This is a genomic window from Kitasatospora sp. NPDC090091 (assembly GCF_044747365.1).
Taxonomy (GTDB): domain Bacteria; phylum Actinomycetota; class Actinomycetes; order Streptomycetales; family Streptomycetaceae; genus Kitasatospora.
In genome coordinates this window covers 66,129-83,640 of the sequence record NZ_JBIVDY010000027.1, presented here as the reverse complement: position 1 = coordinate 83,640, position 17,512 = coordinate 66,129, and the positions used below count along the sequence as shown (strand labels likewise).

At 67.8% G+C, this 17,512-nt stretch carries 4 protein-coding genes; all 4 read right to left on the bottom strand.

All coding sequences use genetic code 11. From position 1 onward, the window contains the following. Positions 1–19: 19 nt before the first annotated feature. The 4 genes from ACIPSC_RS33765 to ACIPSC_RS33750 are packed head-to-tail and all read right to left on the bottom strand — an operon-like array spanning position 20 to position 17,422. Complete coding sequence (locus ACIPSC_RS33765; protein ID WP_400831956.1) at positions 20–2,335, bottom strand: UvrD-helicase domain-containing protein; 2,316 nt, start codon at positions 2,333–2,335, stop codon at positions 20–22. After that, on the bottom strand, positions 2,332–9,066 hold the full coding sequence (locus ACIPSC_RS33760; protein ID WP_400831953.1) for a DEAD/DEAH box helicase: 6,735 nt from the start codon (positions 9,064–9,066) through the stop codon (positions 2,332–2,334). The genes ACIPSC_RS33765 and ACIPSC_RS33760 overlap by 4 nt, the downstream gene beginning before the upstream one ends. Then, positions 9,063–14,363: a hypothetical protein gene (locus tag ACIPSC_RS33755; RefSeq protein WP_400831950.1), complete on the bottom strand. Its 5,301-nt coding sequence runs from the start codon at positions 14,361–14,363 to the stop codon at positions 9,063–9,065. The genes ACIPSC_RS33760 and ACIPSC_RS33755 overlap by 4 nt, the downstream gene beginning before the upstream one ends. Next, on the bottom strand, positions 14,360–17,422 hold the full coding sequence (locus ACIPSC_RS33750; RefSeq protein ID WP_400831947.1) for an SNF2-related protein: 3,063 nt from the start codon (positions 17,420–17,422) through the stop codon (positions 14,360–14,362). Before ACIPSC_RS33750 ends, ACIPSC_RS33755 begins: the two co-directional genes overlap by 4 nt. Between the last annotated feature and the right edge of the window lie 90 nt (positions 17,423–17,512).

The following is a 17,512-nucleotide window of genomic DNA, read 5'->3' as shown; positions in this document are numbered from 1 at the left end:
CGGGAGGCCGACCACTGTGTCAGACCGGGAGGTAGGGGCTGGGCTTGATGTGCCAGCTGATGCTCAGTGCGTCGCGGGCCCGGGTGGTGGCCACGAACAGCAGAGAGCGGGCCTTGCGCTGCTCGCGCTCATAGCGGGCCGGGTCTTCGGTGCGGTAGCGGTCGATGACGTGGGTGCGGGGGATGATTCCGTCACTGGCGCCGACGATGGCGAGGCGCTGGTACTCAAGGCCCTTGAAGCGGTGCATCGTGCCGACATGGATCTCGCCGTCACCCTTGGGGCCGTCCTTGGTGAGCTCGGCGCACGTGATGCCGGCTTTGGTGGCCAGGTAGTACATGGTCTGGCTGACCATGTCACGGTCGGCGACGCAGACGGCGATGTGGCCGCTCGGGTCCCTGGGTGAGCCGTTGTCGTCCGTGGAGAGCTCGTCGCGCCACGTGGTCAGGGTGGTAGCAAGGCCGGCGAGTTCGTCGTCCCAGGTGTCGTAGGGCGTGAAGGCGGGGGCAGGGCCGTGGAGGACTGAGCGGTATCCGGCGAGGTTGTCGGTGCCGTCGTCCAGGTCGTCGTAGCTCACCGTCCGGCCGGGTGTGACGGGGTCGACCACACGTAGGGCCTTGGTGAGGATCTCTTTGGTGGTGCGGTAGCTGAGGGTCAGGCGGGAGGATCGTCCTCGGATGTGGATCCCGAGGGCGCCAAGGGCGACCTGGTGGTCGTAGATGCGCTGGTGGGTGTCGCCTGCGATGAACATGTCGTTGGGCAGGTCCGGGTCGGCCATGGCGCGCAGCATCTTCCAGTGCGCGGGGCTGAGGTCCTGGGCCTCGTCGACGACGATGTGCCGGTAGCGGTAGTTGATGTAGCGCATGCCGGAGCTGTTGTCGCGGTGGATGAGGTCCTTGCCGCCGACTTCCTCCTTGTACTCGCGCCGGTCCTTGATCTTCGCAGCGCGTTCCATCTCGAAGCGGGCTGCGCGCTCGGATGCCTGGCCCCAGGTCTCCACGCCGAGCTTGTCGAGGCGGGCAGTGAACTGCTCGATGAGCTTCCAGATGTGGTTACGTTCCGGCCGGGTGAGGGAGCGCCCGCGGCCTGCCCGGCGGGCTTGGAAGTAGGCGGAGCGAGTGGGGACGGACTGTCCGAGGATGACCTGCTCCCACTCTTCCAGGAGAAACTCGGGCTCCCAGCGGTGGTCGTCGACTTCGGCGAGGAGCTGGCGCATCTCGTTCAGCGCCACGTGGTCGTAGACACGCTGACGGCCCCGGCCAGCGGCAGTGTTCTCGCCCAGGACCCTGGCGGCGAGCTGGTCGATGTGGGCGATTTCGACGCGAGCGAGGAGCTCGGGTTCGATGAGCGAGGCCAGGCGCAGACGCAGGTCCGTGGTGAGGTTCTTGGTGAATGTGGTCAGCAGGATCGCTTTGTTACTACCGGGAGGCAGCTGCTCGGCGAGGTGTTTGACCCGGTGCAGGGCGACGATGGTCTTGCCAGTGCCGGGGCCGCCGGAGACGCGAGCCGGGCCCTTGTAGAGGCGGTGGACGATACGTTCCTGGGTGGGGTGGAGGAACACCTTCCAGGCCCGGAAGTCGCCTTGGTCGATGGCGGCCTGCACGTCGTCGTCGACAGCGGTGACCTTGGTGCGGCTGAGGGCCGCGGCGAAGTCGCCGAGATCGGGCTCTTCGCCGAGCTCGACGGGTTGGGTGATCTCCTTGCGGACGTCATCGATGGACATGCCGGCGGCGAGGCCGTAGAGCACGTCCTTGGACAGCAGGGGGGCACCCTCGACGAGCTGGTCCAACTCGGCGCTGCTGGTGACGGCGAGGGCCAGTTCGACCAGTTGGTCGGCGACGCCCAGCTCTCGCAGCTGATCGGCACTGTACGCGGCGAGGAGCGGGGTCTCGACGAGAAGGGGTGGCTGCGGCGTCGGCTCTGCTTCGGTGCGGGGTGCAGCCTGGTCCGGTTCGGCCGGGGTCAGCGCGATGCCGGCGCGGCGAAGGGCGCTATCACCGACGACAGCGAGGTCGACAAACTCGATCTCGCCGGTGACGCGGTTGACCGCGACCTGGAGTTCTTCGTAGACGTCCTTGCGGTGCCGGACGGCGATGACCAGCCAGCTCTCGGTGCCGTCGGCATCGACTCCGGTCGGTGTCAGCAGGGCGCGGTAGGAGTCGTTGACCCGTGCGGACCAGATACGGGAGTCGCCCTTGAGCTTCTTCAGCTTGAGGCCGGGCTGGTTCGGCTTGTTCCGGAAGACGTGGCAGAAGTCGTAAAACTGGGCTTTGACCGAGCGGTCGAGCTTGTACAGCTCCTGTTCGGCCTTGCGGTACAGGCTGAGCCGGGCGGTCATCGGGTGGTGCCTTCCGTGTCAGGGAGCTTGTCGAGCAAGGCGTCGAGGTGGTCGAGCCATGCGGCGGCGGTCCGGACCGTCCAGCCGTCCTCGGCGTAGGCTGCGTCGCGCCGCTGGGCCTCGATGTCCTTGTCGTCGTGGTGGGCGGCGACGACGACGATCTTGACGTTGGGAGTCTGCCAGGCGAAGTCGGCCGGCCAGCGGCTCGGGCCGAGTTCGTATCCGAAGACCGGGGCCTGCTTGCCGTGTTCGGCGAGCGTCTCGGCGAGGCGGAGCAGGGCAGGTGCTTCGGCAGCGTCCTCGCGCAGGATCTCCAGGATGTCCTCGTCCCAGGCCGCGTCTCGGATCATCTTCTTGAGGGTGGCTTCCAGCGGAGAGTCCGCGCTCGGTTCCGAGGCGGCAGGCGGAAGGGCAGGCACGGGCGTGGGTGCGGGGGCGAGTGCCGCGGTGAGCGAGTCGAGTTCGCCCAGGCCGCCGCACACAGCGAGAACCTCGACCTCGAAGTCCTTTGCGCTGCTGGTCGCGAGCTGGACCCCATCACCGCCGGCGAGGGACAGGAACTGGGTGATGTTGGTCCAGTACAGCCAGGAGCGCCACCGCAGCTTGTGCTCGTCGGTGTCCAGGACGGCGTCGCTGTCGTCGAGGACCGTAAGGGCGGTCCACCGCAGGTCGTCGGGATCGGCGGCGTCCAGGGCGAACACGATCGGCAGACCATGCTCGTCCTGGGTGCGGAAGACGTGGACGGGACCGATGCCACCGGCATCGGGTGTGAGCGGCTTGTCGTGCCGTCGGTTGGCTCCGAAGGAGGCGAGCTGCTCGCGCAGCGCGGTCACGAGTTCACTGCGCCTGCCGGTGGCGGCCACGGCGGTCGTGGCGGGTACAGCGGTGAGGCCGGTGACCAGGGCGCGGGCCCTGCGGGCCCAACGGGTGGCGTCGGGATCGCGCAGATACGCGACGAGGGTGTCGATCGGGTTGGCAAAAACGGCTTCGCCAAAGTGCGCACGGTTGCCTCCGTACTGCTCGTAGGCGGCCCTGGCCTGCTCCTGGGCGGTGCCCCGGTACGGTGGCCAGACGGGCGTGATGCGCCCCGGTCGCCTCTCGAACAGGTCGATGTCGGCCCAGGTGACCTGGAAGACGATCTGTCCGTCGGCGCGGAGCCGGGTGCGCTGGGCCGCGTTCTTGGCGATGAGGTTGTGCTCGCGACTGGCGTGGAAGCGGAAGCCTTCCATGTAGACGTGCACGCTTTGCACCGGACCGCCGACGCGGGTGAAGGTGAAGTCCGTGCGGGTGCCGCCGAGGCGCCGCTGGGCGGTCAGCCTCCAGTGCATCACGTCCGAGCCGTCGGTGAACCGCAGGTGCCCACTGGCGTGGCCGTCCTCGTCCAGGGCCGCGTCGTCGGTGACCTTCACCCAGCCCCGCAGAGCGGTCAGGAAGCGCGCCTCCAGGTCGGATTCGACCTGGGCATCCAGCCCGACCAGTCCGGTGTGCTCCACATCGCTGATGTCCCAGCCGTCCTCGCCGTCCTCCTTGAACAGCAGCGACTCCAGCATGTTGAGCGCCGCCTGCCGGGAGACGACGTCCTGGAACTGCTCGGGGGTGTAGCGGTGCAGACAGCGATGGCAGGCCCGCCGCTGCTCTTCGGCACACGGACATGTCTTCAGCTGCTCGTACGCCTGGGCGAGGGTGTCCCGGAAGGCACGGCGGTCGGTGAGCCGGTCCAGGTAGCCGGTGCCACCGGGGAGGGAGTCAAACAGCACCAGGAACCAGCGGCGCTCGCCGCTGTCGGTGTCCGGCATGGACGCCACCGTGGTGTCCAGGTGCTGCGGGTCGCCGCCGAAGTGCAGGTCGACACCGAGCCGCAGAGCGGCCCGGAAGGAGTGCACCCGTGCGTCCACGTCCGCCGTCGCGGCCGGGATGAGGATCCGCAGGGCCTCGGTCTGCAGCTGGTGAGCGAGCAGCACCTGCTCCTGCGTGACGCCCTCCTTCTTGCCGCGGCGCAGTGGGCACCACGGGCGGTGGTGCTTGAGCTGCGGGGCACGGGCCGCCCCCGACTCCAGGGCATCGGTGTCGTGGTCGAAGACCGGGCGGCCGTCCGCGCTGGCGGCACCGCATGCAGTGCAAACGTGGAACGGGTTCAGCCGGACCACATGGCCGGCGAAGTCGTCACGAGCGGGAGCGTCATAGCGGACCGGCCCGACGTTGATCCGGCGGATCATCGCCGTACGGCAGAAGTCCACGCCGAAGGTCTCACGGTCATGGCGCCAGGACTTCCCCCGTTCGATGTTCTCGACGGGGATGTCCACCGCGTCCACGACGGTGTACGAGCGGTGGTCGCGGTCGTCCTTGTCGTCGCGGATCCGGGCGTCCTCCCGCTTGTCCCGGGAGGTCACGGTGGCCGGTTCGACGACCTGGAACAGGCAGGAGCCGTCGTCTGCGATCTGGCTCGTCTTGCATCGGGGGCACGGCGAGCGGTCGTTGGTGGCGTCGTCGGTGCGCACGTACCCGCAGCCCGGGCACACCCGCCAGGTGCGCCACTCCTGGCGTCCGCCCGTGGCCAGCTCCAGGCCGGTGATCTCGTGCCGGTAGCCGTTGACGTAGAAGGTGTTGCCCGGCGCCAGTTCCTGGATCGCGAATCGGCGGGGCCGCTCGTAGGAGAGGGTCTCGGACGTGTACACCACCTTCCCCGTTTTCGGGTCGATGCCGTCCTCGCCGTACAGGGTCGCCGACAGCGTCGTCGACGAGTCGATCAGGGCGTAGTTGGGAAGCAGGCCCAGGTCACACAGGGCGCTCTGCGCCGAGGTGTCGCCCAGGTGGAGCAGCTTGCGGCCCACGCCGCGCCGCTCGGCGTCCAGCTCCGCCTTCTGTCGGGCCTGGTCGGGGTCGCTGTCGTGCAACTCGCCGTGAGCTTCGTCGATCTCCCGCAGGCGCGCTCGCAGGGCGTCCTCGGCGCGGCGCCATTCGTGTTCCGCCTTCTCCACGGCGCTGCGCAGGCCGTGCGTCGCGTACGCCCTCAGGTCGGCATGGGCCTGCTCGCTGACGCCGGTCGGGAAGAGCCGCAGGAACCCCTTTGCCAGTTCCTCGCCCTGGTCAAGGGCCAGCTCCACCAGGTCGGTCAGATAGCCGGACGGGCCGAACAGGCGGGGCGCCTTGTGCGGGAGCGCGCGCAGCACGATGCCGTCCGCCCGGACGAGCCGGCCGGCCGCGGCGAGGTCCAGCAGGTGCGCCAGGTACTGGCGGCGCAGGATCTCGACGGCCGACAGGTAGCACCCGGGCGGCACGATCGTGCCGGCGATCAGGTCTTTCGGTCGCTCGAGGAAGTACAGGTCGCGGCGGCGCCGGTCGGGGATGGTCAGTAGGAAGGCGTTGCCGGTCCGGCGGCCGGCGCGGCCGACCTGCTGCGCGTACGAGGCGGGACGGCGTGGCAGCGCGGCCAGCACGACGGCGGACAGGTCGCCGATGTCGATACCCATCTCGAGCGTGGGTGTGCACGAGAGCACGTTGGGGTCCTTGAACCCGCCGCCGCGCTTGAACGCCTCCTCGACCTTCTCGCGCTGAGGCCGTGTCAGCATGCCTGTGTGTTCGGCGGTGACCACCTGGTAGGTGCCTGCACCGAGGTAGAGCCGCCGGTAGTAGTCGTCCCGGTAGTCGCGGTCGCGGTGGTGTATCCCCAGACCTTCTGGCCGGTCTCCGGCCACCAGGCGGCCCCGGCGGCACCGGTAGGAAGGGCACGGCTGGTCATGCCACTGGTCCAGGAGCGAGGGGTGGACCGTCTGCTCCCAGAAGCACACCGGGCACCGCACGTACGAGACGCGCACCTGTTCGTCGTCCAGCAGCCTGGCCTCGATGTTGCCGGGCTTGAGTCCGTACACCCGCACCGAGGTGTCGTTCGGGGTGCGCACTGACAGCAGTCCCATCGAGGCGAGTTCGGGCAGCAGCCGGCTCCACAGTTCGGGCGCCAGCTCACGCGGCAGCCCGAGGCACCGCCCCACCCATCGCTCGTACCAGGACAGCCGGCCGGTCGCGAAGTCGAACTCGCTGCCGTTCTTGGGCTGTCCGAGCAGGAAGACGGGAGCGGCGATCCCCTTCGGGAACGCCCGCATGCCCGGGGCCCGCTTGCCCCAGACGAAGTACCGGCTGGTACCCGCCTCGTCGATGTACTTGTCCAGCCACTGGTGCGCGACCGCACCACGGGTGCGCAGCCGCTCCAGGAAGATCCGCACGAACGCCAGGTACCGGGCATCGTCCTGCGCCACCAGCGGCAGCCCGTCCCGCACACACTCCTCGTGCAGTCGCTTGACCAGCGCGATCACGGCCGCCGGATCTTCGATGCGCACCTGCGCGGCGGCTGTGCGAGTCAGCTCCAGCGTGCGGCCGTTTCGGGAGCGGAAGCCGAACTCCATCAGCGCCTCGAATGCGAGCCGCTGACCGATCAGCCGCCATGTCCTGAGGTCTCCGCCGCGGCCCTGGCCGGACAGGAGCCGGTCCACGCCCTTGAAGCCGTGCAGGTCCGGCGGCACCACTGCGGAGAGGGTGTCCTTGTCCGTCGTGGCGGTGACGACGTTGGCGATCAGATCGTTCAGTGCGGTCGGCTCGTCGTGCCGCAAGTGGTCGGTGAGGAGGGCGCGGAGCGAGAAGGTGTACGAGCGGTTGGCGACGAACCCGGCCCGGTGCGCGGCATCCTGCACCGAGTCGTTGAACATCAGCGTCTTGTCCTCGTGTAGCTCCTCGTCGAGTTCCCCGCCGGTGAACAGCTGCGTGATGGACGCCGCGGCCATCGCGGCGGCGCCCGTACCGAGGTAGCGGATCGCGTTGCGCTCACCGCACGCCGGGCACCAGTCCTCCTTGGCCGCGGTGTTCGCCGTCTCGCCGAAGTTCACTAGGACGAACGCCGAGTCGCGGGCTGTCAGCCGGGGCTCCTTGGTCTCGCGGTCGTAGTCGTTCAGCGGATCGGGCAGTCGCAGCCGCTTACGGGTGCCGTCCAACACCATCAGCACCCCGCCAGCGCCCTGCGACGCGGCCGAGCCGGCCTTGCCGCTGGCTGCCGTGAGCGGCGCGGCACCTGAACCCTCCCGGGCCTGTTGGTCCGTCGCGGTGATCAGGTTCCGTACCCGCGCCTTGTCCTGGCCCAGTGAGGCCCGCCGGATCTTGTACGTGTCGAACTGAACGTCGTGGTCGTCGCTCTCTGGGGAGAACACCGCCCAGCCCGACCGTCCGCAGTCACGGCAGTAGATCGCCGGCAGGAACAGGTTCGCGCTCTGCCCCGAGGTTGCGGTCGTCACCGGCGCCGTGCGCCCACCGTCGGCCGCGTTCGCGTCGGCCATGCCGGCCGTGTCCCAGCGGAACTCTGCCTTCGGCCACGGCAGCACCCCACGCAGCAGGCGCGAGACCGACCGCGCCCACTGGTGCACCTCGACATGCACGAAGGGCCTGGGCTCGGCAGGCGAGGATTGCGGATCCCGGGCGTACGACAGCAGCGCGACAAACCGTGCCAGCGCCTCGGCCGCCTTCTCGGGCTGCCGCGCCACCGCCTCGGACCAGCCGGCCGCACCCGCCCGCCACATCACGTCCAGCACCTCGGCGCTGGTCTTCACCCCGCCGCCGAGGGCCTGCATCACCGCACGGGTGAACAGGTGCCGCCTGAGATTCCCGCCGAGCACGAAGGGATCGAGGTCACGGACGTCCGTCACCTTCTCGATCAGGTCCAGCAGCGCTTCGTCGCCGGTCGCCGGATCGGGCAGTGCCAGCAGCTCGTCGGGGGTCGGCATCGGCTGCATGGTCACCTCCCCGAGCGGGATGAACTCCTCGACGGTGAGCCGGTTCTCGCCGACGATGGAGTCCTTGGTGAACTCCGTTCCGAAGACGTAGGAGGCCACCTCCAGCAGCTGCGCCGTGCCGTCCTCGTCCGTGCCGGAAGCGAGCGTTGCCGACGTCGCCACCGGGCAGATCTTCCCGAGTGGGCGGCCTTCCTCGGCCGCCCCCACGGCGGCGGCGAGCCGACGCAGCAGAATCCCGACGTCCGTACCCTGCGCGCCGTCGTACGTGTGGAACTCGTCGACAACGACGTAGCGGATGTCCGATTCCCGCCACAGGGCAGCGTCGTCGGCGCGTTGGAGGAGGAGGTCCAGCATCTTGTAGTTCGTGATCAGGATGTCCGGCGGGGACAGCTGCATGTCCGACCGCCGGGTCCGCACCTTCTCGTACTGCGTCGCGGCCTGCTCACCGATGTACAGGCCCGCCGAGAGCTTTCCCAACTCGGCGGTGTTCTGCGTGAGCAAGTCGTTGATGCGCTGGGCCTGGTCGGTGGCCAGGGCGTTCATCGGGTACAGGAAGACCGCCTTCACCCCGGCCTGGCCCGCTGCCCGCTCCCGACGACAGTGGTCCAGCACGGGGTACAGGAACGACTCCGTCTTACCGGACCCGGTACCGGTGGTGACCAGTGTTGGCTGCGGGGTGTGGCTGTGTGCGGAGGTCAACCGCGCGAACGCGAACGCCTGATGCGCGTACGGTCGGAAGCCCGGCCGCTGCCACTCCAGATGCTTGCGCCACTCGTCGTCGGCCACCGTGAACGGCGTCCGGATCCGCAGGTACGGGCCACGGAACATCCCGGACGTCTCGTCCCCGAGGAACCGGTGCAACGCCTCACGCGCGCCCTCATCGGTAAGCGCGTACGTCGTCGACAGATACTGCAGCAGGCTCTCCTTGAGCCCGCGCGCTTGAAGCGTCGGCCTCACGGCTTGGGCACCTCCTGCTTCACCGGATCCCACTCGCCCCGCGCGACGGCGGCGACCAGCCGCTCTTGGAAGTAAGCGTGCGCCCCGCGCATCTCCGCCTCGCGATCAGCCTTGTAGAACGGCGCGGTGTAGCCGTCTGGCACTGAAAATACTTCGGGGTCGGCAAGATGCGATTGAAGCTGTCCGTAACTTTCCTTCGACTGCCCGTAGCCAAATGCATACGGATCCAGAGCGACACGTCGGCCAGCTGCGTCGAACCACATCTCAGTTTCCCGATCGGCAAGAATAGAATAGCGTGATCGGTAAATGGAGATCAGCTGCTCGGCCGTAATGCCCAGCCATACAGCCACAAGTGCGTCCAGCTCAACGAGAGCGGATCGGCGTTCATATTCGCTACGCAGCGGCGTCCTTGGGCTCCATTCTCCAGAGAGGCCGCCTGCGAGCGCTCCCTGGATAAGTGGCCATACTATAGCCCACTTCTCTTGTTCAAGCCATTCACGCCTGAAGAGCTCACTCCAAATCGGCGCAAATTCGTCTGTGATGCAGTTCAGGCGGAGAGTCCGAAGCACTAGCGCTTGAGCGAGCGGGTGCGCGGCGATTGCTGCAGGCATCTTCTGCACCTCGGCGATTTGGAGGTGGGACCGCCCTGTGACACGGAGGAGGTAATCCAATGGCAGCGATGCCCAGAATCCCGCATTGAGCGCCAATGAGAGATTGCCTTGCAACCTCAGGGAATGAACAGCATGAACATGAGTGGGGCCCGGAGGGATGATGGCAGAGAAGAGACTACGTTCAGTATTCTTTGCATCAATCATGGCACGCCAGGCCAGACGGAAGAAACTAGATGAGGGCTTTCCATCCCACTGGTCCTGGCGCGCCAGATACTGCTGCCGACTGCAGGCGCGCGCATAGGTGGCCCGGGGGACGGCATCGACTGGAACACAGGGGATTTCCCAAGGCAACCAGTCCTTCACGTTTCGCATGGGCAGGTTTGGCTGTTTAAAGAAGATTGACGAGATCCCAATATGGGACCCTTGGAGAATCACCTCCCCCCAGTTCTCCGGACTGTTCACCTCATGGCGAATGGTGCCGTCAGACTTCCGCGATGCTTCATGATATCCGGAGCTAATGAGCGGCGCGGAATTTCCGAGTCTCATCTTATATTCACCCAGCGCCGAGATTGCCTCCTGCTCGACAGTGGTGACTGGGTAGAGGAGCTGCGTCTCCTCCAGCTCCTGCCCCGCTTCACCAGTCAGCTTGCTCCATTCGGAAAGGAGCGCACCAGTAACGTGCACGACCCGCGCGCGGTGAGGCCTCACGTCCCATGTTCCAGCATGCTTCTGGGCTGGCCTGTCACCAGCTCCGTCATGCGTTAGAGAATCTGGCAGTGTCCGTGCGGCACGCAGCTGGCTCAGATTCAAGAAGTCAATCTGCTTGCGTTCTGATCCATAGATATGCATGCCAAAGGAGACGGTTCGGTCAACGTCCTCGAAAGCCCAGTTTGCCGAGTTAACGAAGCTAGCATGCAAACGAAGATGGCGATAGGAAGCGGCACGAAGTCTACCTTCCTTTACGCCTTCCAGATGCGTGTCCGGGTGGAGCAACCCAGCCACCCCATCATGGCCTAGGTGCTCCCAAACCTGACACATGAAGGATCGGTAGAGATTGGCTTGAGTGCCAGCCATAAGTGGATAAACGTGAGGCGCGGTCAAGTAGTCAGCAAGGGTGACCGTCACTGTCAGCTCGCTGAGGACGTAATCACGTACGCTCTCTCTCGCGAACTCGCTGTTCCGGCGCCTATTGCGCTCGTCGTTTGGAGGTTTCTCAGCGAGCATGAACCACGGCTCATGCTCCGCCAGGACTGAATTCTCCTTCCATACCGGCCGCACCCAAGGCGGATTTCCAACTTGGAGATCGAAGCCTCCCTGTTTGGCGAAGACGAGGGCGAACTCGAGCTCCCAGTGCAGGAATCCCTGGCTCTCTGCGATGTCGTGCACCTCCCGGAGCCACGGAAAGCGGTCCTCCGGGTTGCCGGCGTCCATGCCCATGAAGCCGGGGAGTGTCTCCTCGAAGACCTTGAGCTCGTCGAGGTCGTTGAAGGTGTAAATGAGCGTGCCCTCGGGCACGTCATCCGTGCCGAGCATGGCCTCCAGGAACTCCAACCAGTCGTCGAGGTCCTTGAGCGGGACGATCGGTCGACGCTCCGGAGCCTTCGGCTTCGGAGCCGTCGCCTGCACTCTGCCTCGCGACGTGATCTCCTTGATCTCCACGACGGCGTCGTCCGCGCTCAGTTCGAGGTCCGCGAAGCTGGTCTGCTCCGGACCGAATGCGAACAGAGCCGGCGCCTCGACGAATCGCGGCATGGGCGTGGGCGTCGGGGCAGCCGGTGGTTCCGGTCCGGAGAGGGCGCCAGGCGCCTCCGTCAACATCGGCGCTCCGTCGAGCAGCTGGCTGAGGCCGTCCGCTCCCGTCACCTGATGACCAGCCAGGTACTCCCCGGCCGTCCCGTCGAGCAGCCCCGCCTTGTCAACGGGCCAGAACCACAGCGCACACCAGGCATCCATGATCTTCTTCAGGCGCCAGTACGGAGTATCCACAGCATTGAACAGGTCTTCGAGGACCTGCTCCTTGGTCACCGCCTGATCCGGGTGGCGCAGGAAGGCGTACTCGGGATCGGCCGGATCGGCGCCCCAGACGTCTATCCGCCGGGCGATCGCCCGTTCGGAGAGCTCCATACGCTTGACGACGAGCGACCAGAGGAACTCGGCCCGGCGGGCGGCGTCTCGGAGACGGGTGAACTGGGATCCCGGTTCCTTCCTCGCCTTGCCGACCTTGCCTCGCTTCGGACGCTGGAGGATCCCCTTCTTCCAAGCAGCGAGCTGTTCGACGCCTTCCTGCGCGAGTTCCTTGGCCTCCTTCGAGCCCGCAACGGCGGCCCATCCGGGGCTTGGCAGCAGGAACTGGTGGACTGCGTCTTGGGGCAGCGGCTGGGGCTCGCCGTCCTTGAGGAAGGGCAGCAGGGTGGGGGCCAGGGCGCCCTTGGCCTTGAGCCTTTCCTTGCCGGTGACGTCGTCGGCCGCGTAGACGGCGCGGCGGGCGCCGATGAGGCTGTTGCCTCGGCGCAGGTGGAGGCCGAACCAGGGGGCTCGCATGCCGGGGTGCATGGTGTTGAGCCAGAGGGAGACCTCGGCGAGTTCGACGCCGGTCGCATTGAGGTCGACACCGTAGGCGTTGTGCAGGGCGATGTACGCCTTGGCCTTCTGCTTCTCGGTGAGGGTGTCGGCGGTCGGGATGGTGACACCCAACTCGTCCTGCCTACGCCGCAGGTACTCCTCCGCGACCTGGTTGATGGCCTCGTTGAGGAAGGCCCCGGATCCCAGAGCGGGCTCGCAGATCTTGTACGTGAGCAGCTCGGACGCACGCGTCTTGACGACGTTGCCGTCGGCGTCGCGCGCCTGGTCGAGGCGGTGCTTGAGCGTGAGCTCGACCGTGACCTGGGTCAGCGACTCGGGGGTGTAGTACGAGGCAGAGGTCTCGCGGTCCCGGCCGGCGAGACGGTAGACGAAGGAACCCTCCTCGTACTTCTTGACGCCGCGCAGGCCCTTCCGGGCGTCATCCTCGTCGTAGTGGACCAGGGTGGCGTCGGGGTACTGGTCCTGCTTGTGCGAGGGGATCAGCCAGGAGCCCTTCTCCGGGTCGCCACCCTTGGCGACCTCGCAGAGCTCCTCCTCGGCGATGATGCCGGTGTACGACATCAAGCCCTCGTACACGGCGCCGAGTTGGTTGATACCGAGGTTGCGGTAGGAGACGAAGCCGCCCCGCTCCCCGCGCTTGCCCTTCTTCATGGTGAGCAAGCGCAGCACCTCATGCAGGGCGGCGTTGCGCAGGCGCAGGTCGAGCCACCTCGGCGCCTCGTCCTCGTCGCTGCGGGGGTCGAGGACGCCCCGGCCGATGAGGCGTACTGCGCCGGGTTCGAAGAGTTCGCTGCGCAGGGGTTCGAAGCGCAGGCCGCGGTCCTCGCTGCGGCGGGCGGCCTTGGCCTTCCGGGTCTCCTCGTCGTCGCCGGGCTGCTCGTCCGTGGCCTCGGTGCCGTAGGGGCGGTGGCCGAAGTTGACCTTGTTGAAGAGAACGTCCAGGGATTCGTGCAGGTGGAAGCCTTTGCGCGCCTCCTCCTCGACGAGTTCCTCGTCCCGTTCGACGAGCTCGCGCAGACGGGCCATGGAGTACCCGGCCTCGTAACTGCCGTCATCAGCGGGGAGGATGCCGAGTTCGGGGCGGGCCTCGGCGTAGAGGAGGAACAGGATGCGGTAGAGGTAGCGCAGGGATTCGCGGGTGAGTTCCCGGGCGAAGGGGATCTTGGGGCTCTCGATGTCGGACGGAGTGGCGCCGTTCCGCGGTTCGGCCATCCGCGCCAGGACCTCGTTGGCGATGATCTCCACCGAGCGCTGGAGGCCGTGGCGCAGTTCGCCGGAGACGCCTGCGGCGTTGGTGCCGGAGGACTTCAGCAGGGCGTCGATGGCCCGGCTCTGGTCGTTCTCGCCGGGCCTGAGCATGTCCAGGCTGAACAGGGCGGCGATGGTGGCGAGTTCGCCCTGCTGGGTACGGTCGTTGCGTTCCAGGGCCGCGTCGAGGTTCACGGCCAGGTAGCGGCCTTCGCTCCAGGCGCTGCGGTCCGCGAGGACGAGGACACCGCCGCAGAGCAGCAGGACGAACCGGGGGTGGGGACCGCCGGCCTCGCCGATCTCGCTCTGGAACAGCCAGGACGCGAGGGCCGGGCCGGTCTCGTAGATCTCGCTCGCGCTGACCCGCAACTGGTGCAGCAGCCGTCCGGGGCCGTCGGCGTCGAGGGCCGAATCGTTGTCGGCAGCCCAGCCGCAGTCCAGGGCGATGATCCCGTGGCCGTGGTAGGCCACGGTCAGGCTGTGGTCGCGTCCGGCCCGGTGGACGGTGATCTCGGCCTGGCCGGCCCCGAACCCGAGCGCGTCCAGGACCGTTCGGTGCCACTCGGAGAGGCGCTTTCGCCACTCGGGGTCGTTGTGGGTGCGCGGCCGGAACTCGTCCCCGGCGTCATGCTCGGCAGCCTGGGCGAAGTAGCCGCGCACGTCCTCGGAGAGGTAGGTGCCGCGCAGGGCGCGGAGCAGTTCCCGCGGGGTCTTCCGCGGGTCGTTGTCGTCGCCTTCGCGTAGGGTCCAGGTGGCGAACAGGTCCTTCTTCAGGTCGGTGCCGAGCTGTTCGGCGAAGTAGTGCGCGGCGAGGTACTCGCCGCGGTTACTGAAGGAGTCGAAGTCGGTGCTCATCGGTGGGTGCCTCCCTCAGCGGCGTTGAGCGGTTCCAGGACGGCGAGAAGGCGCAGCATCGGCTTGCCCGTGGTCTGCAGGGACTTGAGCAGGGTCAGCCGCGTGCTGGCGCTGCGGTTCACTCCCTGCTTGCCCGTCCCGTCAGAGGAGAACAGGGCTTCCTGCCGCCAGTGCACGACGCGCTTGCGGTACGGGGTCAGGAGCGCCTCGATCTCCTCGCCGTGCCGCTCCTTCAGGCCCAGGAGGTGCTGTTCCGCCCGGTCGACGGCGGCGGGCACGAGCGCGGCCAGTGCGTCGGGGTCGCGCGGTGCTGCGCGGCCGGGCATTGTCGGGCCCACGCCGTAGTCCTCCAGGACCTCCGGGGTCACCGGGGTCACCTGAAGGGCGTCCGGTTCGCCGTGGACGGCCATCCACTCGACGATGGTGGGCCGCCCCAGCGCGTTGGAGCAGATGCCCTGGACCAGGAAGGTCGGCGAGGTGACGGCGGCGGCGAGCACGGGGGCCTGGTGACGGCCGACCTCAACGAGCACCTTGTCGGTCAGCCAGTCCATGACCGGGTGGACGTCGGTGACGTAGGAGACGTTCGGCCACTGCGACTTGGAGGATTCCCGGGCCGCTTTGAGACGCCTGGCCGCGAGGTCCTTGGCGAAGGTGATCCGCATCCGGCCCGGCTCGCCCTTCCGGGGCATGATCCGCTGCTCGTCGAGATACGACTTCGGCAGTGCCTTCAGCCGGTACAGCAGGTCGCGCGGCGGTTCGAAGGCGATGGTGCCGTCGTCGTCGCGGCGCAGCGAGAGTTGGTCCTCCGGGTTGGGCCGGCAGATCTGGCGCAGCGCCTCGTCGAAGTAGTCGGCGGTGGAGGCGAAGAGCCGCGGCACGTACGCGCGCCGGACCTCGGGGTGCTCGGGGACTGCGCCCACCTGGCCGAGGAGTCCGGACAGGAAGGCGACCCCTCCCTGCTGGGACTGCTTGATGGACTCTTCGACCGTCCGGCCTGCGATGAGATCCTGGGTGAGGCGGTTCTCCTCCTCCTTCGCCCGGTACAGGCCGGTGACGGCCTCCACCGAGCCCTCGATCTTGTGCGCTTCCTCCTCGCGCTCCAGCAGCTTCTCACCCACGAGACGGTCGTCCAGCGTGCGCGGCTCCCCGCTCGCCTCGTCCGTCCGCCAGGGAACGTCGCTGGTGAGGATCAGGGCCCGGAACTCGGGCTGGTGCTTCTGGCCGTAGCGGTCGATGCGGCCGTTGCGCTGCTCGATGCGGATCAGGGACCACGGCAGGTCGAAGTGGATCAGCCGGTGGCACTGTTCGTGGAGGTTGACGCCCTCGGAGGCGACGTCGCCGGTGAACAGGATGCGGACGGGATCGTCGCGCAGCCCGAACTTCTCGACGAGTGCCTGCTGTTCCTCGTCGCTGGTGGCGTCCCCGTGCATGACCTGGACGGCTCCGCCGAAGGCCAGCCAGGGCTTGTTCTCGTCGGTGCTGGCCCCGCGCGGGAAGCCGAGCGCGGCCGGGACGGTCTGCGCGAGCCACTTCAGGGTGGGGATGCGCTCGGAGAACACCACGACGCGGGTCTCCGAGCCGGGGCCGACGCCCATGGCGCGCAGTTCCTCCAGGAGCGCCGCCAGCTTCGCCGAGTCCTCGTCGCGGATCCGCTCGGCCAGGTCCCGGAGGTCCAGGAGGGCCGCTCGCTCGGTCTGCCTGGCCGCCTCCCGAACCGCCGGGTCGACCGGGCGTGCCGTTGTCTGCCCGCGTCGTCCCGACTCGGCGGCTGGCTGCCTGTCCAGCGTTGTCAGTCGCGTCCTGACGGTCTCCAGTAGCGCCTTGTGCGAGGAGAGGAAGGACTTCAGCAGCTGGTACGGCACGAGCTGGTGCCGGCTGACGGACGGCTGGTCCGGATCGGCGGGGATCCAGCGCGTGGCCAGCTCCCGGAAGACCGCGAGCTCCTTCTCGCCCGCCGGGACGCGGATCGGCAGCGACGGTCCGCGGTCCGCCCAGGCGCCCTTCAGCGAGTCCCGGACCTCCGCCGTCGTCTTCGTGCGCCGGATATAGAGGTGTTCGAGGTCGGCCACCTCGTACTTCGACGGGTTGGCGATGGCCGCCTCGTCCAGCATCTTGATCAGCTCGGCGAACGACTCGGCGCGACCGTTGTGGGGTGTGGCTGAAGCCAGCACCAGCGCGTCGGTCTTCCTGGCCAGCAGACGGGCGAGCTCGTTGTTCTTGGTGCCCCGGTTGACCAGGTTGTGGGACTCGTCGATGACGACGGCGTCCCAGTTGGTGTGCTCCAGGTGGTGCGTGTAGACGTCGCTCTTGAGCGTGTCCACGGAGATGATCGCGCGCTTGAAGTACGCGAACGGGTTCCGCCCAGCGGGGATGTCCTGCTGGATGCGCTGGATGCCGGTGGAGTCCAGACGGACCAGTGGGATCGCGAATCGGGTCCACAGCTCCCGCTGGAACTGCTCAAGCACGTGCTGAGGGGTCACGACCAGGATCCGCTCGCCGCGCCCACGTCGGATCAGCTCGGCCAGCAGCACCCCGATCTCCAGGGTCTTGCCCAGGCCCACCACGTCGGCGATCAGGATCCGCGGCTGGGGGTTCTTCTCCAACGACAGCGCCAGTTCGGCGGGCCGCAGCTGGTGGACCTGCTGGTCCATGAGGAAGCCTTCGGCCAGCGCCAGCCCGTGCTCGGTCTGTGGCAGGAACGTCTTGCGCATCACCGCTTCGAGGAACAGGCGGCCCCGTCGGTGGTTGGGTGAGTCGTCCGGGACGAGCCGGGTCTCTCGCGGGTCCAGCATCTGGATGGCGTCGAGCCGGCTGTAGAAGACCGCATCCGTGCCGCGTACGAAGGACGAGATGCCGGTGACCTCCACCATCCACCCGTCCTTGCCGACGTCCTTGGAGTTCCGGACGAGCCACAGCTCGTCGCGGATCAGGACCTGGGACCCCGGGGCGTAGCCGGCGAACCCGGTGGTCGGCCGCACGGCCGGAGCGGCCTCCGGCTCCCAGGCGTCCCACACCGCATCGCCCTGGCCGCCCACGGCTCCCGCCTCGACGCTCAACATTCGCTCCGATCCCTCACCAGCGGCCTCCGGCGGCCGCTCGCACCTTGCGCGCCTTCCAACGACCGACTGCGTCGTCCGAGCGCGCCATTC

What these genes read in the sequence shown, in the direction of transcription:
- ACIPSC_RS33765 (WP_400831956.1), bottom strand. Translation starts at nt 2,335, where the DNA reads ATGACCGCCCGGCTCAGCCTGTACCGCAAGGCCGAACAGGAGCTGTAC.
- ACIPSC_RS33755 (WP_400831950.1), bottom strand. Translation starts at nt 14,363, where the DNA reads ATGAGCACCGACTTCGACTCCTTCAGTAACCGCGGCGAGTACCTCGCC.
- ACIPSC_RS33750 (WP_400831947.1), bottom strand. Translation starts at nt 17,422, where the DNA reads ATGTTGAGCGTCGAGGCGGGAGCCGTGGGCGGCCAGGGCGATGCGGTG.